This window comes from Burkholderiales bacterium (assembly GCA_015075645.1).
GTDB lineage: Bacteria > Pseudomonadota > Gammaproteobacteria > Burkholderiales > Casimicrobiaceae > VBCG01.
The window spans coordinates 359,513-381,476 of the sequence record JABTUF010000007.1; the positions used below are offsets into that span (position 1 = coordinate 359,513).

17 protein-coding genes and 1 tRNA gene are annotated in these 21,964 nt (G+C 70.4%); 11 read left to right on the top strand and 7 right to left on the bottom strand.

Annotation, left to right across the window (positions count from 1 at the left end; all coding sequences use genetic code 11):
* Window positions 1-34 precede the first annotated feature (34 nt).
* The 11 genes from HS109_19615 to HS109_19665 all read left to right on the top strand — a co-directional run bounded on the left by HS109_19615 (window position 35) and on the right by HS109_19665 (window position 10,052).
* Complete coding sequence (locus tag HS109_19615) at window positions 35-907, top strand: NAD(P)-dependent oxidoreductase (protein ID MBE7524556.1); 873 nt, start codon at window positions 35-37, stop codon at window positions 905-907.
* 294 nt (window positions 908-1,201) lie between these two features.
* Entirely contained in the window at window positions 1,202-3,109 is a 1,908-nt protein-coding gene (gene thrS / locus HS109_19620) for a threonine--tRNA ligase (protein ID MBE7524557.1), read from the top strand.
* A 61-nt stretch (window positions 3,110-3,170) separates the two neighbouring features.
* Window positions 3,171-3,809, top strand: a complete 639-nt coding sequence (gene infC / locus HS109_19625; GenBank protein MBE7524558.1) for a translation initiation factor IF-3 — start codon at window positions 3,171-3,173, stop codon at window positions 3,807-3,809.
* An 11-nt stretch (window positions 3,810-3,820) separates the two neighbouring features.
* Window positions 3,821-4,018, top strand: a complete 198-nt coding sequence (rpmI, locus tag HS109_19630) for a 50S ribosomal protein L35 (protein MBE7524559.1) — start codon at window positions 3,821-3,823, stop codon at window positions 4,016-4,018.
* A 12-nt stretch (window positions 4,019-4,030) separates the two neighbouring features.
* Window positions 4,031-4,387 carry a 50S ribosomal protein L20 gene (gene rplT / locus HS109_19635; protein MBE7524560.1) on the top strand — a complete coding sequence of 119 codons (357 nt, stop codon included), beginning with the start codon at window positions 4,031-4,033 and terminating at the stop codon, window positions 4,385-4,387.
* Window positions 4,388-4,531: 144 nt separating this feature from the next.
* Complete coding sequence (pheS, locus tag HS109_19640) at window positions 4,532-5,515, top strand: phenylalanine--tRNA ligase subunit alpha (protein MBE7524561.1); 984 nt, start codon at window positions 4,532-4,534, stop codon at window positions 5,513-5,515.
* A gap of 7 nt (window positions 5,516-5,522) precedes the next feature.
* Window positions 5,523-7,895, top strand: coding sequence for a phenylalanine--tRNA ligase subunit beta (locus tag HS109_19645; protein ID MBE7524562.1), 2,373 nt, complete (start codon window positions 5,523-5,525; stop codon window positions 7,893-7,895).
* Window positions 7,892-8,200 carry an integration host factor subunit alpha gene (locus HS109_19650; protein MBE7524563.1) on the top strand — a complete coding sequence of 103 codons (309 nt, stop codon included), beginning with the start codon at window positions 7,892-7,894 and terminating at the stop codon, window positions 8,198-8,200. Before HS109_19645 ends, HS109_19650 begins: the two co-directional genes overlap by 4 nt.
* Window positions 8,178-8,606 carry a MerR family transcriptional regulator gene (locus HS109_19655; GenBank protein ID MBE7524564.1) on the top strand — a complete coding sequence of 143 codons (429 nt, stop codon included), beginning with the start codon at window positions 8,178-8,180 and terminating at the stop codon, window positions 8,604-8,606. The genes HS109_19650 and HS109_19655 overlap by 23 nt, the downstream gene beginning before the upstream one ends.
* A 49-nt stretch (window positions 8,607-8,655) precedes the next feature.
* A tRNA-Pro gene (locus tag HS109_19660) sits at window positions 8,656-8,732 on the top strand.
* A gap of 207 nt (window positions 8,733-8,939) precedes the next feature.
* Complete coding sequence (locus tag HS109_19665; protein MBE7524565.1) at window positions 8,940-10,052, top strand: response regulator; 1,113 nt, start codon at window positions 8,940-8,942, stop codon at window positions 10,050-10,052.
* 112 nt (window positions 10,053-10,164) lie between these two features.
* Here the strand turns inward: HS109_19665 and HS109_19670 are convergent, their stop codons facing one another.
* The 7 genes from HS109_19670 to nuoL all read right to left on the bottom strand — a co-directional run bounded on the left by HS109_19670 (window position 10,165) and on the right by nuoL (window position 21,963).
* Window positions 10,165-12,309 carry a peptidase domain-containing ABC transporter gene (locus tag HS109_19670; protein ID MBE7524566.1) on the bottom strand — a complete coding sequence of 715 codons (2,145 nt, stop codon included), beginning with the start codon at window positions 12,307-12,309 and terminating at the stop codon, window positions 10,165-10,167.
* Between the two features lie 53 nt (window positions 12,310-12,362).
* Window positions 12,363-13,703 carry an HlyD family type I secretion periplasmic adaptor subunit gene (locus HS109_19675; protein ID MBE7524567.1) on the bottom strand — a complete coding sequence of 447 codons (1,341 nt, stop codon included), beginning with the start codon at window positions 13,701-13,703 and terminating at the stop codon, window positions 12,363-12,365.
* 41 nt (window positions 13,704-13,744) lie between these two features.
* Entirely contained in the window at window positions 13,745-15,577 is a 1,833-nt protein-coding gene (locus tag HS109_19680; protein MBE7524568.1) for a hypothetical protein, read from the bottom strand.
* A gap of 164 nt (window positions 15,578-15,741) precedes the next feature.
* The gene (locus HS109_19685; protein ID MBE7524569.1) at window positions 15,742-16,977 is read right to left on the bottom strand and encodes a pyridoxal phosphate-dependent aminotransferase; all 1,236 of its coding nucleotides are present in this window, start codon (window positions 16,975-16,977) and stop codon (window positions 15,742-15,744) included.
* A gap of 26 nt (window positions 16,978-17,003) precedes the next feature.
* A complete protein-coding gene (nuoN, locus tag HS109_19690) occupies window positions 17,004-18,440 on the bottom strand; it encodes an NADH-quinone oxidoreductase subunit NuoN (GenBank protein ID MBE7524570.1) in 1,437 nt (478 codons plus the stop codon).
* Between the two features lie 11 nt (window positions 18,441-18,451).
* A complete protein-coding gene (locus tag HS109_19695; GenBank protein MBE7524571.1) occupies window positions 18,452-19,924 on the bottom strand; it encodes an NADH-quinone oxidoreductase subunit M in 1,473 nt (490 codons plus the stop codon).
* Window positions 19,924-21,963, bottom strand: a complete 2,040-nt coding sequence (gene nuoL / locus HS109_19700; protein MBE7524572.1) for an NADH-quinone oxidoreductase subunit L — start codon at window positions 21,961-21,963, stop codon at window positions 19,924-19,926. The genes HS109_19695 and nuoL overlap by 1 nt, the downstream gene beginning before the upstream one ends.
* Window position 21,964 lies beyond the last annotated feature (1 nt).

A 21,964-nucleotide genomic window follows, 5' to 3' on the forward strand; every position in this document is an offset into this window, starting at 1 on the left:
CCGACGACGTACCGGCGGCTCGCGGAAGGCAACGATGACCGCGGCCGTCGGCTGGGTGGGCCTGGGCAGGATCGGCCTGCCGATGGCAGAGCGCGCGCTCGCGGCCGGCCACGAGCTTCACGTGTGGTCACGCCGCGAGGACGCCACCGCGCCGCTGGTGGCCGCGGGCGCGCGTCGCGCCGCTTCGCCCGAGGACCTCGCGCGCACTTGCGGCATCGTCGCCACGATCGTCGGCGGTCCCGACGACGTGCGCGAACTCCACGGCCGCATGCTCCCGCACGCGCGGCGCGGCGCGCTGTACATCGAGATGACGACCGCCTCGCCGCGGGTCGCCGCGGATGCGGCCGCGCTCTTTGCGCGAAGCGGCGCGCTGGTCGTCGATGCGCCGGTGACCGGCGGTGTCGCAGGCGCGTCTGCCGGGACGCTCACCGCGTTCGTCGGCGGCGAGGGCGCAGCGCTCGACCGCGCGCGTCCGCTGCTCGCGTCGTTCTGCCGGCGCATCGTGCCCTGCGGTGGACCCGGCGCCGGGTACCGGATGAAGCTCGTCAACCAGGCCATCGTGACCGGCACGCTGCTCGGGCTCGCCACTGGTGCGTCGATGGCGAAGGCGGGCGGCTTCGAGGGCCCTGCCGTGAAGGACGCGCTCGGTGCCGGCACCGCGTCGGGCTTCCTGTTCGATTCGTACATCGCGCGGATGGTCGACCCGGGCGGCGCGGTGAGCTTCACGCTCGCGATGCTCCGCAAGGACGCCACGCTCGCGCGCGACGAGGCGGCCTCGCTCGGCCTCGACCCGGCGTTCCTCGACGACGCGCTCGCCGCGATCGAACGCGCGTGCGCGCTCCACGGGGCGGATGCCGGCGTCCAGTTCCTCGCGGCGGGCGGTGGCGCTGGCACGACCGGCGCCTGAATCCCCGGCACCGGGCGCGGACCGGCCGCGTCCACCCGGAGTACAATGGCGGCTTCGGTCCCGAAAAGCAGGGTCAGACTCGACTTTTCGCCAACGGGACGCGCTGCTCGGTACGCGCCCGAAAGATCGAATCTGACCCCGTTTCCGGCACGAAAGGGCCCCGGTTATGACACCGCGAACGCGTTCGCTCCCGAGGTAGAGCAAGACGAGCCCGCACTGGAGCAGGCAGGCGCCTGCGAAGCACGACAGAACGCGGCTCGACCGCGTTTTTTCGCTTCCAGGAACCCACACGCCATGCCCGACATCCGATTGCCCGACGGCGCCGTCAAGCACTTCGACGCCCCCGTCTCCGTAGCCCAGATCGCCGCCTCGATCGGCCCCGGCCTCGCCAAGGCCGCGCTCGCCGGCAAGGTGGACGGAAAGGTGGTCGACGCCTCGCACGTCGTCGACCGCGACGCCACGGTGGCGATCGTCACCGACAAGGATCCCGAGGGACTCGAGATCCTGCGGCACTCGACCGCACACCTCCTCGCCTACGCGGTGAAGGAGTTGTTCCCGAAGGCGCAGGTCACCATAGGACCGGTGATCGAGGACGGCTTCTACTACGATTTCAGCTTCGAGCGGCCGTTCACGCCCGAGGATCTCGCGGCGATCGAGAAGCGCATGGCCGAACTCGCGAAGAAGGACGAGCCGGTCGTCCGCTCGCTCTTGCCGCGCGACGAGGCGGTGAAGTTCTTCGAAGGGATGGGCGAACACTACAAGGCCGAGATCATCGCGTCGATTCCGTCCGACGAGCCGATCTCGCTCTACCGCGAGGGAGGTTTCATCGACCTGTGCCGCGGCCCGCACGTGCCGTCGACCGGCAAGCTCAAGGTCTTCAAGTTGACCAAGCTCGCGGGCGCGTACTGGCGCGGCGACTCGAAGAACGAGATGCTCCAGCGCGTCTACGGCACCGCGTGGGCGAAGAAGGAGGACCTCGACGCCTACCTGAAGCGCATCGAGGAGGCGGAAAAGCGCGACCACCGCAAGCTCGGCCGCCAACTCGATCTCTTCCACCAGCAGGACGACGCGCCGGGGATGGTGTTCTGGCATCCCAACGGCTGGACGATCTGGCAGGAGGTCGAGCAGACCATGCGCCGCGTCTACCGGGAAAGCGGCTACCTCGAGGTGCGCACGCCGCAGATCATGGACCGCACGCTGTGGGAGCGCTCGGGGCACTGGGGCAACTACACGGCCAACATGTTCACGACGCAGTCGGAGAAGCGCGACTTCGCGATCAAGCCGATGAACTGCCCGGGGCACATCCAGATCTTCAACTCGGGACTGCGGAGCTACAAGGATCTGCCGCTCCGCTACGGCGAGTTCGGCGCCTGCCACCGCAACGAGCCTTCGGGCGCGCTGCACGGGATCATGCGCGTGCGCGCGTTCACCCAGGACGACGGCCACATCTTCTGCATGGAGTCGCAGGTCGAGGACGAATGCGTCGCGTTCCACCGGCAGGCGCTCGACGTCTACCGGGCGTTCGGCTTCGAGGACGTGGCGGTCAAGCTGGCACTGCGGCCCGAGCCGCGGATCGGTACCGACGAGCAGTGGGATCGGGCGGAGGCGATCCTGCGCTCGGCGCTCCGCGCGAGCGGCGTCGAATGGATCGAGCTCCCGGGCGAAGGGGCGTTCTACGGCCCGAAGATCGAATACCACCTGAAGGACTCGCTCGGCCGCTCGTGGCAGCTCGGCACGATGCAGGTGGATTTCCAGCTCCCCGGGCGCCTCGGTGCCGAGTACGTGGCCGAGGACAACACCCGCAAGGTGCCGGTCATGCTGCACCGGGCGATCGTCGGTTCGCTCGAGCGGTTCATCGGGATCCTCGTCGAGCACCACGCCGGGGCCTTCCCGACCTGGCTCGCCCCGGTCCAGGCGGTGATCCTGACGATCACCGACCGCCAGGACGGCTATGCCCGGGAGGTCGAGGCCAAGTTGAAGGAGGCCGGCCTGCGGGTCCGGGCCGATTTGCGGAACGAGAAAATAACCTATAAAATACGGGAACATAGCCTCCAGAAGCTTCCCTGGCAGCTGATCGTCGGCGACAAGGAGCAGGAGGCGAAGACGGTGGCCGTGCGTTCCCGCGGCGGCGAAGACCTGGGCGCGATGCCGCTCGAGGCCTTGGTCGCGCGCCTCCAATCGGAGGTGGCCGCGCGGCGATGAGCGCGTTCGCGCCCATCGCCTGCGGACGGGGCACGGTCGTTTTTTTCCTCGCTACGGAGCATTGACACTGGACAGCAAGCATCAGCGCATCAATCGCGAGATCACCGCACCGCAGGTGCGGCTCGTCGGACTCGAAGGCGAGCAGCTCGGCATCGTCAGCATCGCCGACGCGCTCGCGAAAGCGGAAGCGTCGGAAGTCGATCTGGTCGAGATCGCACCGCTGGCCGAACCGCCCGTCGTCCGCATCATGGACTACGGGAAATTCAAGTACCGCGAGAGCAAGCGCGCGCACGAGGCCAAGCTCAAGCTGAAGCAGATCCAGGTCAAGGAAGTGAAATTCCGGCCGGGAACCGACGAAGGCGACTACAAGATCAAGCTGCGCAACCTGACGCGCTTCCTCTCCGAAGGCGACAAGGCCAAGGTGACGATGCGCTTCCGGGGGCGCGAGATGGCGCACCAGGAATTCGGGGTGCGCCTCCTGGAGAAGATCCGGAACGACCTCGAGCCGGTGTCGCAGGTCGAGCAGTTTCCGAAGCTCGAGGGCCGGCAGATGGTGATGCTGCTGGCTCCGAAGAAGACGCAGGTGCAGAAGGCCGCACCCGCAGCCAATCACCCCAACAAGCCCGAGGCGGGTGCGGCGAAGGCCGCGAAAGCCTCCCCGGCCGCGAAGCCGGAGAGCACCCCCGTGGGCGGCAAATAAGGGACGGCATCATGCCGAAGATGAAGACCAAGTCGGGCGCGAAGAAGCGCTTCCGCGTGCGCGGGAGCGGTTCGGTGAAGCGCTCGCAGGCGTTCAAGCGCCACATCCTCACCAAGAAGTCCACCAAGAGCAAGCGGCAGCTTCGCGGTTCCGCCGAGGTCCACGGCACCAACGTGGCGTCGGTGCGCGCGATGATGCCCTACGCATAACGGGAGCCGACGATGCCTCGCGTCAAACGTGGAGTCACCGCGCGCGCTCGCCACAAGAAGGTGATCGCGCAGGCCAAGGGATACCGCGGCCGCCGCAACAACGTCTTCAAGATCGCCAAGCAGGCGGTGATGAAGGCGGGCCAATACCAGTACCGCGACCGTCGCACCCGCAAGCGCGAGTTCCGCGCGCTGTGGATCGCGCGGATCAACGCGGCCGTGCGCGAACTCGGCATGAGCTACAGCGTGTTCATGGACGGCTTGCGGAAAGGCGGCATCGAGATCGATCGCAAGGTGCTCGCGGACCTCGCGGTCCACGACATGCCGGCGTTCACGAAGATCGCCGAACAGGCCAAAGCCTCGCGGGCCTGACCTTCGGCGCCCGACGGGCCGCCCCGGGGGCGCCGCCCACCCGGGGCTTGCGCAGCAGGCTCCGGAAACCACGGCCCATCGGGACAGGAGGGAGGCGAGCGAGCCTCCCTTTTTTTCGCCATCGATCGCACTCCCCGGTTCGCCATGACCGACCTCGATACGCTCGTCTCCGGCGCCCTCGCCGCCTTCTCCGCCGCGGCCGACTCGGCCGCGCTCGAGAACGCGAAGGCGCGCTACCTCGGCAAGGCCGGGCTCCTCACCGCCGAACTCAAGTCGCTCGGCGCGCTCTCGCCCGACGAGCGCAAGTCGGCGGGCGCGCGCATCAACGAGGCGAAGTCGCGGATCGAAGCCGCGCTCGCCGCGCGCCGCGAGGCGCTCGCCGACGCGAAGCTCGCCTCCGCGCTCGCGAGCGAGGCGGTCGACGTCTCGCTTCCGGGCCGCGGCGCGGGGTCGGGCACGCTGCACCCGCTGACGCTGACGCTCGAACGCGTCGAGGCGCTGTTCGCCACGCTCGGCTTCGAGGTCGCCGACGGCCCGGAGATCGAGGACGACTTCCACAACTTCACCGCGCTCAACACGCCGGAGAACCACCCGGCGCGCTCGATGCACGACACGTTCTACGTCGACGGCGGGCTGCTCCTGCGCACGCACACCTCGCCGATCCAGGTGCGCTGGATGGAGACTCATGCGCCGCCGATCCGGATCATCGCGCCCGGCCGCGTCTACCGCGTCGACAGCGACGCCACGCACTCGCCGATGTTCCACCAGGTCGAGGGCCTGTGGATCGACCGCGACGTGACCTTCGCCGACCTCAAGGGCACGATCGCCCAGTTCCTGCGGCGCTTCTTCGAACGCGACGACCTCGCGGTCCGGTTCCGCCCGTCGTTCTTCCCGTTCACCGAGCCTTCGGTCGAGATCGACATGAGCTTCGGCGACGGCTGGCTCGAGATCGCGGGGGCGGGCCAGGTGCATCCGAACGTGCTGCGCGCGGTCGGCGTCGATCCGGAAACGTGGCAGGGATTCGCCTTCGGCATGGGCCCCGACCGCCTCGCGATGCTGCGCTACGGCGTGGACGACCTGCGCCTGTTCTACGAGAACGACCTGGCGTTCCTGCGCCAGTTCGCGTGAGACGGTCATGAGAATCTCCGAAGCCTGGCTCCGCACCTTCGTCGATCCGCCGCTCGACTCGGCGGGGCTCGCCGAGCGCCTGACGATGTCGGGCCTCGAAGTCGAGTCGAGCGAGCCCGCCGCTCCGCCGTTCGAGCGCGTCGTCGTCGCGCGGATCGTGTCGGTGGCGCCGCACCCGAACGCAGACCGGCTGCGCGTGTGCTCGGTGGACGCGGGCGAACGCGAGCCCCTGTCGATCGTGTGCGGCGCGCCCAACGCGGCGGAGGGCATGACGGTGCCCTGCGCGCTCGAAGGCGCGAAGCTCCCCGGCGGACTGGTGATCCGGCGCGCGACGATGCGCGGCGTCGAGTCGCGGGGGATGCTCTGCTCGGCGAAGGAACTCGGCCTCGCCGACGACGCGAGCGGGCTCCTCGCGCTCGACGGCGCGCTCGTGCCCGGCACGAACCTGCGCGAGGCGCTCGCGCTCGACGACACGATCCACACGCTCAAGCTCACGCCGAACCGCGCCGACTGCCTGTCGATGCTGGGCGTCGCGCGCGACGTGGCGGCGATCACCGGCGCGAGCCTCGTGGTCCCCGACACCGCCGCGGTAGCGCCGGCGCTGCGCGAGCAGCGCGCAGTGCGCATCGAGGAGCCGGTCGCGTGCCCGCGCTTCGGCGGCCGCACGATCGAGGGCATCGACGCGTCCCGCCTCGCTCCCGCGTGGATGCGCCAGCGACTCGAACGCGCCGGCATCCGGTCGATCAGCGCGGTAGTGGACATCACCAACTACGTGATGCTCGAACTCGGACAGCCGATGCACGCCTACGACGCACGCCACCTCGAGGGTGCGCTCGTCGTGCGCTTCGCGCGCCCCGGCGAGGAACTCGTGCTGCTGAACGGCGACGTGCTGAAGCTCGAACCCGATCTCCTCATCGTCGGCGACGAGCGAAAGCCGCTGGGCCTCGCGGGCATCATGGGCGGCGAACACTCGGGCATCGCCGCCGACACGTCCACCGTCTACCTCGAAGCCGCGTACTGGAACCCGGCGGTCATCCAGGGAAAGATGCGACGGCTCGGGTTCCAGAGCGACGCGGGCCACCGGTTCGAGCGCGGCGTCGATCCCGCGCTCGGCCCCGCGGCGATCGAGCGCGCGACCGCGCTCATCCTCGCGACCTGCGGCGGACGCGCGGGTCCGGCGACCGACACGCTCGCGGAACTGCCGCCGCGCCCCACGATCCGCGTGCGCAGCGCGCGCATCGCCAGGCTGCTCGGCGTCGCGGTCCCGCCCGACGAGTCGGCGGGCGTCTTCGACCGCCTCGGGATCGCGGTGCGCCGGCACGGCGAGGATTTCGAGGTCACGCCGCCGTCCTGGCGCTTCGATCTCGCGATCGAGGAGGACTACGTCGAGGAGGTCGCGCGCGTGCGCGGCTACGACGCCATTCCCGCGACCCCCGGCGCACACGTGCAGCACATGCCCGCGCGCTCCGAGTCGGCGCGCTCGACGTTCGCGCTGCGGCGCGCGCTCGCCGCGCGCGACTGGCACGAGGTCGTGACCTTCGGCTTCGTGTCCTCCGGGATCGAACGCGCACTCGACCCCGACTCAGCGGCGATCCCGGTGAAGAATCCGATCGCCGCGCACCTCGACGTGATGCGCACCTCGCTCCTTCCCGGCCTCATCGACGTGCTGCGGACCAACGCGAGCCGGCGCGAGCCGCGGGTGCGCGTGTTCGAACTGGGCCGCGTGTTCCGGCGCGACGCGCAGGGGCTCGGCCAGCCGCTCCGGTTCGGCGGCCTCGCGTGGGGAAGCGCGTTGCCGGAGCAGTGGGGGACGCCGACGCGTCGGGTCGACCTGCACGACGTGAAAGCGGACCTGGAGGCGCTCGCCGCACCGTTCCCGGTCTCGACGACCGCCGCGCCGCATCCGGCGCTCCACCCCGGACGCTCGGCCGCCGTCGCCGTCGACGGCAAGCCCGCCGGCTGGCTGGGCGAACTTCACCCGAGGCTCGTCCGGCACCTCGAATTGACGTCGCCAGCGGTCGTGTTCGAACTGGCGCTCGAGACCCTCCTCGCCCGACCGGTGCCGCTGGGCAAGCCGGTCTCCCGCCAGCCGATGGTCCGGCGCGACCTGGCGCTCGTCGTGGACGAGGCGGTCCCGGTCGCCGACCTGGTCGCCACGCTCGCTCGCTCGGGCCCACCGTTCGTCGTCGCGGTCCGCCCGTTCGACCTCTATCGCGGCACCGGCCTGCCAGCCGGCCGGAAAAGCGTTGCGATTCTGGTGCTTATGCAGGATACTGCACGTACTTTGACCGACGCCGAGATCGAGGGAGCGGTGGAGGCGCTGTCGGACGCTGCCTACCGCGAGTTCGGCGCGACGCTTCGCCACGTGGATTCGCGATGACGCTCACCAAGGCCGAATTGGCCGACCTGCTGTTCGAGCAACTGGGCCTCAACAAGCGCGAGGCGAAGGACATGGTCGAGCGCTTCTTCGAGGAGGTGCGCATCGCGCTCGAGGCGGGCGAGAGCGTGAAACTCTCGGGCTTCGGCAACTTCCAGTTGCGCGAGAAGCCGCAGCGCCCCGGACGCAACCCCAAGACCGGCGAGGAGATCCCGATCACGGCGCGACGCGTCGTGACGTTCCACGCCAGCCAGAAACTCAAGGCCATGGTGGACGGCGCCGATCATGTCGGATCCCGGCCGGACTAGACCCGACCTTCCGCCGATTCCGGCGAAGCGGTACTTCACGATCGGCGAGGTCTCCGATCTGTGTGCGGTGAAGCCGCACGTGCTCCGCTACTGGGAGCAGGAGTTCGCGCAGCTGAAGCCGGTGAAGCGCCGCGGCAATCGCCGCTACTACCAGCATCACGAAGTGCTGCTGATCCGCCGCATCCGCGACCTCCTCTACGAGCAGGGCTTCACGATCAACGGCGCGCGGCACCGCCTCGAGCACGAAGGCGACGAGGCGCGCGCCGCGGCGGCGCGCCCGACGCCGTCCACCACGTCGGTACCCGCCCGTGCGCCGTCCGGCGCCGCATCCGGGACGGGGGGTACTGCCGCGCTGCGGCAGGAGCTGCTGGAGATCCGCCAATTGCTGGATCCCCATCGGCGCTGAGCGAATGTCCGGCCACTCCTTCCGGAACGGTATAATCGGCGGTTTCGGTCGGGGCGTAGCGCAGCCTGGTAGCGCACCTGCATGGGGTGCAGGGGGTCGGAAGTTCGAATCTTCTCGCCCCGACCACTCGAATTCCTCCGGGCGTCGACCGGATCCGGGCTCCGCGCGGCCCACTCGTCCGGCGCCTCGCGGCAGACCCGTCCGGTGGCGGTCCCGGGTCGACGTCCGCCGAACCCCCGGCTCCCTCCTCAGGATCGCGCCGCCCGGCGCCACCGCCGGGTGCGACTCTTGCTTGATCGGCTGTCCGCGCCCCTCCCAGGGAGGGTACGAGCCATGACGCCTCCGACCCCGCTGCGCACGGCCCCCACGCCCGGAACGGTCTCGGAACTCGCGTTCGCGCGGGCCCAGCGCAACACCGTCCTGATCGTCGACGACCTGTTCTCGAGCCGCCTGCTCCTGGCGGAAATCGTCCGCCAGATCGACGGCAAGCTCAACCTCGAACTCTTCGACACGCCGTCGCGCGCGCTGGAATACGCGCGCAACAACCGCGTCGATATCGTGCTCACCGACTACAAGCTGCCCGAGTTCGACGGCATCGAACTCGTGAAGCAGCTTCGCGCGCTGCCGCATTGCGTCGACGTCCCGATCGTCGTGATCACGGTCGTCGACGATCGCAAGATCCGCTACAACGCGCTCGAGGCCGGCGCCACCGACTTCCTGATCAAGCCGCTCGACGAGCACGAGACGCGCGCGCGCTGCGCCAACCTGCTCGAACTCCGCCGCCACAAGATCGTGCTGTCCGACCAGGCGCGCGTGCTGCAGTACCAGGTGGACCGGTCGGTGTCCGAGATCCACGAGCGCGAACTGGAGACGCTCGCGAAGCTCGCCAAGGCCGGCGAGTTCCGCGACCGCACGACCGGCAATCATCTGATGCGGATGGCGCGCTACTCGGCGCTGATCGGCACCAACCTCGGACTGGGCGCCGAGACCGCGCACGTGCTCGAGGTGGCGGCGCCGATGCACGACATCGGCAAGATCGGCATTCCCGACGCCATCCTGCTCAAGAACGGGCCGCTCTCGAAAGAGGAGGACGAGACGATGCGCAGGCACCCGCGCATCGGCTACGACATCCTGAAGGGCAGCCCGTCGAAGTACCTGTCGATGGGCGCGATCATCGCGCTCGGCCACCACGAGAAGTTCGACGGCTCGGGCTACCCGAACGGCCTGCACGGCGAGGACATTCCGCTGGTCGCGCGCATCGTCGCGGCGGCCGACGTGTTCGACGCGCTCATCTCCGAGCGGCCGTACAAACACGCCTGGCCGATCGCCGAGGGCGTCGAGTACCTGAAGGCGCAGCGCGGCCGCCACTTCGATCCGCGCTGCGTCGACGCGTTCCTCGCCGATCCGTCGAAGATCGAAGCCATCGTTCGCGAACTGGGCGACTGACCGGGCCGCGAGGGCCGCGCGCCTTCGCTCTTTCGCGTCGCGACGGCCGGCGTGCTGCCGCGTGAACCGCAACGGCGCGTGGCCCCGACGATCGGCTCTCACCTGTCGCACCTCATCCCGGAGCGATGACGCGACGATCGGGGCGGGTCGCGCACGATGCCATGCGAACGACACGGTCCGCCAACAGCGTCGGCGGCACGACGTGGCTCACGACGACGATCGTCGTCGCCCCCTTGAGCGCGCTGATCGAAGCTCCGACCTCGGCGGCGGACGCCGCATCGAGCTGACTCAGCGGCTCGTCGAGCAGCAGCAGGCGCGGTGACTTGAGGAGCGCGCGCGCCAGCGCGAGCCGCTGCTTCTGCCCGCCGGAGAGCCCGATGCCGCGCTCGCCCAGCCGCGTACGGTAGCCGTCGGGCAGCGCCGCGATGGCGTCGTGCACTCCGGCGCGACGGCAGGCGCGTTCGACCTCCTCCGCCGACGCGTGCGGGCGCGACAGCACGAGATTGTCGAGCACGCTCCCCGCGAACAGCACGGTGTCCTGCGGCACGATGCCGAGCGCCGCGCGCAGCGTGTCGCAGGCGAGCGCGCGCGTATCGCGGCCGTCGAGGCGCACGGCGCCTTCGGCCGGGAACGCGAACCCGGCGGCGAGTCGACACAGCGTGCTCTTCCCGCATCCGGACGGCCCGGTGATCACCACGCACTCGCCGGGCGCGACGTCCAGATCGAGCCCGTGCAGCAGCCAGCCGCCTTCGCCGTGCCGGAAGCCGACGCGCTCGAAGGTCAGGCGCGCGGCGCCCGCCGCGTCGGCGCGCACCCCCGACCGCGGCTCGGCCGGCACGTCCATCACGTCGGCGAGGCGGCGCACCGCGATCGCCGCCTGCTGGAACTGCTGCCAGAGCCCCGCGAGCCGCAGGACCGGCTGCGAGACGCGCGAGGCGAACATCTGGAACGCGACCAGCATGCCGATCGTGAATTCGCTGCCGCGCATCACGAGCCACGCCCCCGCGCACAGGATCGCCGCCGTCATCGCCTGCTCGAGCGCGCCGGCCGCGGACTGATAGCCGTTCGCGAGCTGGCGCGTCGCGAACCCGGCGCGCAGCCACGCCCCGAGCGCGTCGTCGTAGCGTCGCGTGAACGAGGCTTCGAGCTCCAGCGCCTTGACGGTCTCGATCCCGACGAGCGACTCGGTGGCGAGCGCCTGCGCGCGCGCGCCGGTCATGAACTCCTCGTTCAGCCGCCGCTCCAGCGACGGCGCCACCGCCAGCGACAGCGCTGCGAGGGCGCCGATGCAACCGAGCGCGACGAGCGTGAGCGGCGCGCTGTAGAACGTCATCACGACGATGAACACCAGCGCGAACGGCAGGTCGAGCACGACGGTGATCGCGGCGCCGGCGAGGAACTCGCGCACCGTCTCGACGCCGTTCAGCCGGGCCACGAGCACGCCGACCGGCCTCCGCTCGAAGAAGCCCAGCGGAATCCGCAGCAGGTGCGCGTACACCCGCGAGCCGAGCACCGCATCGACCCGTGTCCCGGCATGCACGACCACGGTCTGCCTCAGCCAGCCGATCGCCGCGGAGAACGCGATGAGGAGCGCGAGCGCGGCAGCGACCACCGCGAGCGTGCTCGTCGCGCGGTTGACGATCACCTTGTCGATGATGACCTGGCTCGCGAGCGGCAGCGCGAGCCCGGCGAGATGCAGCGCGAGCGAGGCCGCGAGGACGTCGCGCACGGCGTCGCGGTGGCGCGCGAGTTCCGCGAACACGGTCCGGAAGCCGAACCGCCCGGACGGCGCCGCCGCGGCCTCCCCGACTTCGGCGTCGTCCGGCAACCGGACCAGCACGGCCGTCCCGGTGGCCTGCGCGGCGAACACTGCGGCGGGTGCCTCGTTCGGCGCGCGCGATCCCGCGGCGAACCAGACGACGCGATCGACCGAAACCGAGACGACGAGCGACGGGCGCACCTGCGCGATCACCTGCGTTCCGCCGCCGGCGTCCTCCGGATGCGGCGCGCGAAGCATCGCCACGCAGGGCATCGGCGCGCGGGCGAGCGCGGCGACTCCCGCTTCGACCACGCGGACGTCGAAGCCCGCTTCCCGCAGGCCCTCGACCAGCGTGACGAGCGAGTGCGGCGGCGGCGTGCGCGCGACGTACGCGGTCGCGTCGAACGCGCGCCGGTGCAGGTTGCAGAGGCTCCCGATCGCCCATTGCACGTCGGCGGGCGCGATCGAGGCGGACGCGGAGAATGGCTCGTCGCGCATGCCGTCAGGTCCGCGGAACGGCGCGAACGCCCACCGTGGTTCGCATCGGTCGCCTACCGTTCGCGACCGGCCTCGCCCCAGGCCCGGCGCAGCGGCGAGAGCAGATATTCGACGACGCGGCGCTCGCCCAGCAGGATCTCGGCGGACACGAGCATGCCGGATGCGAGTTCGAACGGCGCATCGCCCGCGCGCAGCGCCTGCGCGGCCAATGCGACGCGCACCCGGTAGCCGGAGGCCGCGGGCACGTCGGCGGACGGCTCGGTGGCGTCGGGCGCGACGTGGATCACCTGCCCGTCGATCGTGCCGTACTTCTGGAACGGATAGGTGACGAGTTTCACGCGCGCCTCCCGTCCCGGATGCACGAAACCCGCGTCTTCGTGACGGACGAGCACCTCCGCGACCAGCTCCTCGCCGGCCGGAACGAGCGTGACGAGCGGCGTGCCCGCGGCGACCACCGCGCCCGCGCCACGCGCGGCGACGTCCTTCACCGTACCGGCGTACGGTGCACGGATCTCGACGCCCTCGGCTCGGTGGAGCGCGCGGGCGAGCGCCTCGCCCACGCGCGCGATCTCCGCGTCCGCCGTCGCCCGTTCGGCCAGCAGTTGAGCGCGATACCCCGATGCGATCTGGTCGCGGCGCGTGCGAGCCTGGACGCCAGCCGATTCGAGCCCCGTGACGACGTGACGCTGGGCCTCGAGTTCCGCCGCCTTCTCGATCGCCTCGCGTTCGCGCTCGAGCGCGGCGAGTTCGCTCGCGAAGCCCTCGCGCCGCAACTCCGCGTAGCGCTCCGCGGCGGAGCGCACGATCGGCACCACGCGTTCGAGCTTGCGCTCGGTGGCCCGGGCGGCGGCCAGGTCCTGCTCCAGGCGCACGATCGCGGCGGACTCCTGCCCGAGCGCATCGGTGTGCGCCTGCCGGTTCGCGCGAAACTGCGCCAATGCGGACCGGAACGCCTCCTCGTCGTCGTCCGAATGTTGCCGGGGGGGCGTCCCGGCGAGTTCCGCGTCGATGCGGCGACGCTGGAGGTCGCGCCGCACGAATTCGGCCCGCAGCGCGCGCGTCTCCGACGAGGCCAGCGTGCCGTCGAGGCGGATGAGCGTCTCGCCCTCGACCACGCTCGCGCCTTCGGCCACCAGGACTTCGCGCACCACGCCCGCGTCGGCGGGCTGGACGATCTTCGTCTGCGTCCGGGGCACGAGGCGGCCTTCGGCCACGACCACGACGTCGAGCTTCCCCAGCAGGGCCCAGGCGAGCGCCGTTGCGCCGAAGCAGAGCAGCAGATGCAGCACGCGCCGGCGCCGGGGGGCCATCCGCGTGTTCTCCAGACGCTCCCAACCCGGAGCGAACGCGCCATCTTCGGGAACGGCGCGCTCCGAGGCGGTGAACGCGAACATCGGCCGGCGAGGTCTCGGTGGGTCGTCGGGCGCGCGGGGGTTCAGCCTCCGCGGTGCGATGGGGCGTCGGGCGGTTCGATGCCGCGCGGCGCGTCGTGCGCCATCCACCACGGCAGGCGCGTCGGCAACGATGCGGCCTCGGCGTCATCGTGGTCGCCGGCGTGGCCCGCGAGCGCGTCGGCGACATCCGCCGCGGTCAACGCGTCGGGATCGAACGCGGGAGGCGATGCGATCGCGCAAGGTGCCGCGTACGCGGGTCCGCTGCCGAGCGCGCGCGCGACGTCGATCGAGCGCACCGGTCCCGAGCCCCCATCGGCTTGCGTGCCGCAAGCGGGCGCGTGCCCGAGGGGCATGGCGGCGTCGGGACCCGTCCAACCCATCCCGGACTCGTTGCCGGGCTCGCGGACGAAGTTCATGGTCTCCGGCTCGTGGGTCACGCGAGGCTTGAGCACCGGCAAGGGACCGGACGGAGCCGGCTCGAGATCGGGCTCGATGCCGCCGACCGGCAACGCCGGCGTGGGACCGGACTCGCCGGCGCCGGCGGCTGCCGCGAGATGGATACCGAGGTCGCCGTCCCGCCAGTCGCGCACCCGTATCGCGCCGCCGCCTGCTGCCTCCGCCCCGGTCGCCACGACGAGCGTCGTGCCCCCCGCGCCGTCGCTCTCGGTCGCGTACTCGACATCGGTCTCGCCGCCGTCGAGCGTGATGCCGTCGAGGACGATCGCCCCGATGCCATCGGTATCGTCGACGACGTCGACGCCCTCGCCGCGCGCGAACACGTAGGTGTCGTGCCCCGAGCCGCCTGCGAGGTGGTCGGCGCCCTGCCCGCCGGTGAGGCGGTCGTCGCCCCCTCCGCCGTCGAGCGCATCGTCGCCGTTGCTCCCGGACAGCGTGTCGTCGCCGCCCGCGCCTTCGACGAGGTCATCGCCCGCCGCGCCGTCGAGCATGTCGTCGCCGGCGCCGCCATGCAGACGATCGACGGCCGCGCCGCCGGCCACCGCGTCGCCGTCGTCGCGGGCGAACACCACCTGGTTCGATTCGCCCGGCGTGCTTCCGATCGTCACGGTCGCGCCCTCGCCCTGCGTCCGGTCGACGAAGCGCCACGCACCGGGCGCCGCTGCCGCCGCACCGGGCTCCGCGCCGAGCGCGCTGCGCCAGGCGAGGAACTTCGCGCGGTCGTCGACCCAGGCGTCGCTCAGAATCGCATCGCCGTTCATCGGATCGAAGCGGGCGATGGCAGGTTGAGCGCCGCCTTCGACATCCACGAACGCGAACGCGTCGAGCGATGCCAGCGCACGCAGCAGCGCAGGATCGCTCCGCGCCCGGTTCGCCAGCACGGCGCTGCCCTCCTCGGCGAGCGACACGAGCGTGCCGCGCGTGCCGCGCGCGTCGATCGCGAGCGAGAGCGCATCGACGCCGTCCTCCGCCGACGGCGTGACGCCGATCGTCCGCCACAGCCAGTCGCGCACCGTGGTCCCGCGCGTCGCGTCGTCGCCGCCGGAGGATTGCCACAGCGCCTCGAACAGCGCGTCGTCCACCGAGGGATCGATGGCGCGCACGAGTTCGCGGTGGCTCGACCGGAGGTCGGCGGGAGCGGGCTCGCCGGGCTCAGCGTCGGCAGGCGGCTCGTCCGTACCGCTGTCGGTCGACGGTACCGCATCGAGGGGCTCGGGCGCCGGGTCCGACGCCGGGACCACGTCATCGGCCGGAGCCGCGCCCTCCCGGGCGGGTAGCCAGCCGGGTGGCGCACCTGGCGGCGCCGCGATCGTGCCGCGTTGCAGGCCCTGCACGATGCGCTCGTGCGAGAAGCCGAGCCACGCCGCGACGACGAACGGCATCGGCGGCACCGAAGGGTCGATCGCTGCGGCAGTCATCGCGTACGCTCCTTCCGGCGCAGGTCGGAATGCCGCGCCGGTCGGATGCCACGCTAGGCCGCGGGGCGGCGAGCGTCAATTCGGCCGAACGGACGATGCACACGGCCGCGCCGCTCGCGGGCCCCGACAGCGAGCCGGTGTCGCGCGCGTCGCCGCGGCGTCGTTCAGGCGCGGGCGTGTCTGCGGACGAACGCGTCGATGCGGCGAACGCCTTCGACGATCGCCTCGTTCGACGCCGCGTAGGAGAAGCGGATGTGCTGGCCGTCGCCGGGGACCCGGCGGCCGAAATGGATGTCGGCGAGCACCGCGACGCCTGCTTCGTGCAGCAGGCGCTTGCGGAAGGCCTCGGAATCCGCGCACCCGGTCATGCGGCAGGCTTCCGTGACGTTGGGCCACGCGTAGAAGGCGCCGCCCGGCGAGCGGCAGGAGACTCCGGGCACCGCGTTCAGCAGGCCGACGATCAGGTCGCGCCGCGCGAGGAAACTCGCGCGCATCGCCTCGGCCTCGTCCTGCGGACCGGTGATCGCCTCGACCGCCGCCCACTGCGAGATCTGCGACGCGCAGGAGTCGGTGTTGGTGATCCAGCGCGTGAACACCGGCGCGAGCGCGCGGTTCGCGCAGTACCCGATGCGCCAGCCGGTCATCGCCCAGGTCTTCGACGCACCGTCGCTGATCACCGTGCGCTCGAGGAGGCCGGGCCGGGTCGCGATCGACTCGAAGCGGCCGTCGTAGGCGAGCCGCGAGTAGATTTCGTCGGCGTAGATCCACACGCGCGGATGGCGCTCGAGGATCGCGGCGATCGCGTCGAGGTCCGCGGTGCGCAGCAGGCCCCCGGTCGGGTTGTGCGGCGTGTTCAGGATGACGAGCCGGGTCTTCGGCGTGATCGCCGCCTCGAACTCCGCCGGATCGAACGCGAAGTCGCGCGACTCGCGCAGGAAGATCGGCACCGGCACCGCGCCGTTCGCGAGAATCTGCGACTCGTAGATCGGGAACCCCGGCACCGGGTAGATCACCTCGTCGCCGGCGCCGTAGTCGGTCGTCGAGGCGATCGTGTAGGCGATGAACGGCTTCGCGCCGGCGCCGACGACGACGTCCTCGGCCGCGATCGCGAGCCCGCGCCGCGCGCCCATGTCGTGCGCGGCAGCCGCACGCAGTTCGTCGATGCCGGCCGACGGCGTGTAGCCGTGCCGGCCGGAACGGATCGCCGCGATGGCCGCGTCCTGGACGCGCGGCGGCGTCGGGAAGTCCGGCTGGCCGATGCAGAACGAGACGACGTCCGCGCCGGCCCGCACGAGCGCGTTGACCTCCGCCAGCACGACGAAGGCGTTCTCGGTGCCGAGCGATTCGGCGCGGCGCGACAGCGGCGGGACGACGGCCTGCGGATTTCCGGGAGCGTTCATCGATCGCGTCGACCGCCGGTGCGAATTCAGAAATGCGCCTGCGTGATCGCCAACGTGCAGAGTCCCATCAGGATCTGCGGGACGATGCCGAGCACGAGGAGCAGCAGGCCGTTCGCCGACAGGAGCACCCGCGTGCCGCCCGGCGCGACGATCGGGGCGGATTCCGCGGGTTCGTCGAAGTACATGAGCTTGACGACGCGCAGGTAGTAGAACGCCCCGACCACCGAGGTCAGCACCGCGGCGACCGCGAGAGCGACGAAGCCCTGGTTGACCGCGGCCTCGATGACGGCGAACTTGGCGTAGAAGCCCAGCGTCGGCGGGATGCCGGCGAGCGAGAACATCGCGAGCAGCATCATGAACGCCCACCAGGGCGAGCGCCGGTTGAGTCCCTTGAAGTCGTCGAGCAGGTCCGCCTCGAACGACTCGCGCGACAGGAGCAGGATCATGCCGAACGCGACGAGGGTCATCAGCACGTAGGTGACCGCGTAGAACATCGCCGCGGAGAACCCGTTGAGATCCGCCGCGAGGAACCCCAGCAGCATGTAGCCCATGTGCGCGATGGTCGAGTAGGCGAGCATCCGCTTCAGGTTCACCTGCGCGATGGCGACGAGGTTCCCGAACACCATCGACAGGAGCGACAGCACGATCAGCATCCCCTGCCAGTCGAACTCGAGCCCTTTCAACGCCCCCGCGAGCAGGCGCAGCGTGAACGCGAACGCGGCGAGCTTCGGCGCCGTGCCGATCAGGAGCGTCACCGGTGTCGGCGCTCCGTGGTACACGTCGGGCACCCACATGTGGTAGGGGACGACGCCCAGCTTGAACGCGATGCCCGACACGACGAAGACGAGCCCGAATACCAGGAGCGTGCGGTCGCCCTGCGCGCCGAGCGTCGCCAGCGCGATCCGGTCGAGGTCGAGCGACCCGGTGGCGCCGTAGACCATCGAGAACCCGTACAGCAGCACGCCCGAGGCGAGCGCGCCCAGCACGAAGTACTTGATCGCCGCCTCGGAAGGCGCCGCGGCGTCGCGGCGCAGCGCGACCAGCGCGTACAGCGCGAGCGACATCAGTTCGAGGCCGAGGTAGAGGGTCACGAGGCTCGCCGCCGACATCATCACCATCATGCCGAGCAGCGCGAACAGCGCCAGCACGAACATCTCGCCGCGGTAGAGCCCGCGCGCGGCGAGGTAGCCGCGGGAATAGGCGAGCGTCAGCGCCACCGCGATCAGGGCGAAGAGCTTGAGGACGTCGGAGAGCATGTCGTCGACGACCAGGCCGCCGAAGACGCGCACCGGGTCGATGCGCGCGGTCACCACCACGACGACGATCCCGAGGAGCAGCGCCGCCTGGGTGAGCCGGTAGCTGATCGCGCGCCGCTCCTCCGGCACGAACAGGTCGACGATCAGGATCACGCAGGCCGCCACGAGGATGACGATCTCGGGCAGGACGGCGGCGAGATGGGGCATCATCGCGGGGCTCAGAGTTTGGACTTCGCGACGTGCGCGAGGAGATCGGTGACGGTGACGTGCATCACGTCGACGAAGGGCGCGGGCCACACGCCCATCAACAGCACCGCGGCCGCGACCAGGGCGAGCAGCCAGAATTCGCGGCGCGACAGGTCGGTGAGCGCGGCGACCTGCGGATTGGCCACCGCGCCGAAGACCACGCGCTTCACCATCCACAGCGTGTAGGCGGCGCCGAGGATCAGCGTGACCGCGGCGGCGGACCCGATCCAGACGTTCTCGCGGATCGCGGCGAGGATCACCAGGAACTCGCCGACGAACCCGGACGTGCCCGGCAGGCCCGAGTTGGCCATCGCGAAGAACACCCAGAAACCGGCGAACAGCGGCATCGTGTTGACCACGCCGCCGTAGTCGGCGATCTGGCGGCTGTGCATGCGGTCGTACAGGACGCCGACGCACAGGAACATCGCGGCCGAGACAAAGCCGTGCGAGACCATCTGCACCAGCGCGCCCTCGACGCCGAGCGCACTGAACAGGAAGAAGCCGAGCGTCACGAAGCCCATGTGCGAGATCGACGAGTACGCGATCAGCTTCTTCATGTCGGCCTGGACGATCGCGACGAAGCCGATGTAGATCACCGCGACGAGCGACAGCGCGATCATGAAGCCGGAGAGCAAGTGCGCGGCATCAGGGACGATCGGCAGGATGAAGCGGATGAAGCCGTAGCCGCCGATCTTGAGCGTGATCGCGGCGAGGATCACCGAGCCGCCGGTCGGCGCCTCGACGTGGGCGTCGGGCAGCCAGGTGTGCACCGGCCACATCGGGACCTTGACCGAGAACGCGAGGAAGAAGGCGAAGAACAGCGCGACCTGGACCGGCATCGAGAGCGGTACCCGGTACCAGTCGGCGAGCGCGAAGCTCTCGGTGACGTTGTACAGGTAGACCAGCGCCACCAGCATCAGGAGCGAGCCCAGCAGCGTGTAGAGGAAGAACTTGATCGCCGCGTACACGCGCCTCGGGCCGCCCCAGACACCGATGATCAGGTACATCGGGATCAGCATCGCCTCGAAGAACACGTAGAACAGCACGCCGTCCATCGCGGCGAACGCGCCGTTGATGAGCCCGGACATGATCAGGAACGCGGCCATGTACTGCGCCACGCGCGTCTGGATCACCTCCCAGCCCGCCCAGACGACGACCAGCGTCATGAAGCTGTTCAGCAGGATGAACAGAACCGAGATGCCGTCGACGCCGAGGAAGTACCAGGCGTCGAAGCGCGGGATCCACTCGGTCCGCTCGACGAATTGCAGCGCCGAGGTCGTCGTGTCGAACAGCCCGTAGAGCGGCAGCGTGACCGCGAAGCCGGCGACGGCGCCGGCGAGGGCGACCCAGCGCGCCTTCGGGGCGTCGGAGTCGCGGTGCAGCACGAGCACCGCGAGTCCCGCGACGATCGGGACCCAGATCGCGAGCGACAGGTAGGGCAGCATCAGGGGCGACCCCACCAGACGAGGAGCCCGAACAGGCCGACGATCATCGTGAACGCGTAGTGGTAGACATAGCCGGACTGGACGTGGCGCACGAGCGCGGAGGCGAGGCCGATCAGTTTCGCCGTGCCGTTCACGAAGAATCCGTCGATGACGCTGCGGTCGCCCACCTCGGAGAACAGGCGGCCGATGCGGCGGAAGCCGCCGGCGAAGAACCAGTCGTTGAAGCGGTCGAAGTAGTACTTGTTGTCGAGCAGCGTGTAGACCGGGCCCGCCAACGCCTTGAGCCGCTCGGGCAGCGCCGGATTGACGAGGTAGCAGTACCAGGCGGCGGCGATGCCGGCGAGCGCGAGCCAGAACGGCGCGGCGGTCACGCCGTGCATCATGAAGCCGACGACCCCGTGCCAGTCGCGCGCGAGTTCCATCAGCACGTCACGTCCGGGGGCGACCAGGATCGACGGGCCGAACCAGCCGCCGAAGAGCATCGGCTCGATGTACGCCCACCCGGCGAACACCGACGGGATCGCCAGCAGGACGAGCGGCACGGTGACGACCCACGGGCTCTCCTTCGGCGGATGGTCGGCGTCGACGCCGTGGTGCGCGTCGGGTTCGCTGCCCGCGTCGTGCGACGCGTCGTGTCCGTGCTCCGGGTCGGCGTCGTGCTGCGCGGCCGGTTTGGTCCAGCGCGGCTCGCCGTGGAACGCGAGGAACAGCATCCGGAACGAATAGAACGCCGTGATGAACACGCCCGCCATCACCGCGAAGTACGCGTAGCCCTGGCCCGGGATCTTCGACAGGTGCACGGCCTCGATGATCGCGTCCTTCGAGAAGAAACCGGCGAACGGCGGAATGCCGGCGAGCGCCAGCGACCCGACGACGGCCGTGATCCAGGTGACCGGCATGTACCTGCGCAGGCCGCCCATCCGCCGCAGGTCCTGCTCGTGGTGCATCGCGATGATCACCGAGCCCGCCCCGAGGAACAGCAGCGCCTTGAAGAACGCGTGCGTCATCAGGTGGAAGATCGCCGCCGAGTACGCCGAGACGCCCAGCGCGACCGTCATGTAACCCAGTTGCGACAGCGTCGAGTACGCGACCACGCGCTTGATGTCGTTCTGGACGATCCCGAGGAACGCCATGAACAGCGCCGTCGTCGCGCCGACGACCGTCACGACCGAGAGCGCCGTGGCCGACTGCTCGAACAGCGGGCTCATGCGCGCGACCATGAAGATGCCGGCCGTCACCATCGTCGCCGCGTGGATCAGCGCGGAGATCGGCGTCGGGCCTTCCATCGAGTCGGGCAGCCAGACGTGCAGCGGCACCTGCGCGCTCTTGCCCATCGCGCCGACGAAGAGACAGATGCAGATGAGGCTCGCGAGCGACCAGACGACGCCGCCGCCCAGGTCGATCGTCGCGCCGCCGATCTCCGGCGCCATCGCGAACACCTTCGCGTAGTCGAGCGAGCCGGTCGCGGCGAGGACGAGCCCGATGCCGATCAGGAAGCCGAAGTCGCCGACCCGGTTGGCGAGGAATGCCTTCAGGTTCGCGTAGATCGCGCTCGGCCGCTCGTACCAGAAGCCGATCAGCAGATACGAGACCAGGCCGACCGCCTCCCAGCCGAAGAAGAGCTGCAGGAAGTTGTTGCTCATGACCAGCATGAGCATCGAGAACGTGAAGAGCGAGATGTAGCTGAAGAAGCGCGTGTAGCCCGGATCCTCGGCCATGTAGCCGATCGTGTAGACGTGGACCATCAGCGACACGAAGCTCACCACCACCATCATCGTGGCGGTGAGCGGGTCGATCAGGAAGCCGATCGTGAACCGGAGGTCGCCCGACGCGACCCAGGTGTAGACGTCGCCGTTGAAGAGATGCCCCGAGAGCACGTCCCGCAGCACGACGAAGGAGCCGGCGGTGGAGAGCGCCACGCCGAGGATGCACAGCCAGTGCGACACGCCGCGGCCCAGCCGGCGGCCCCAGAAGCCGACGACGGCGGACGCGACGAGCGGCGCGAGCGCGACGACGAGATAGAGGGTCTTCATGTCCATC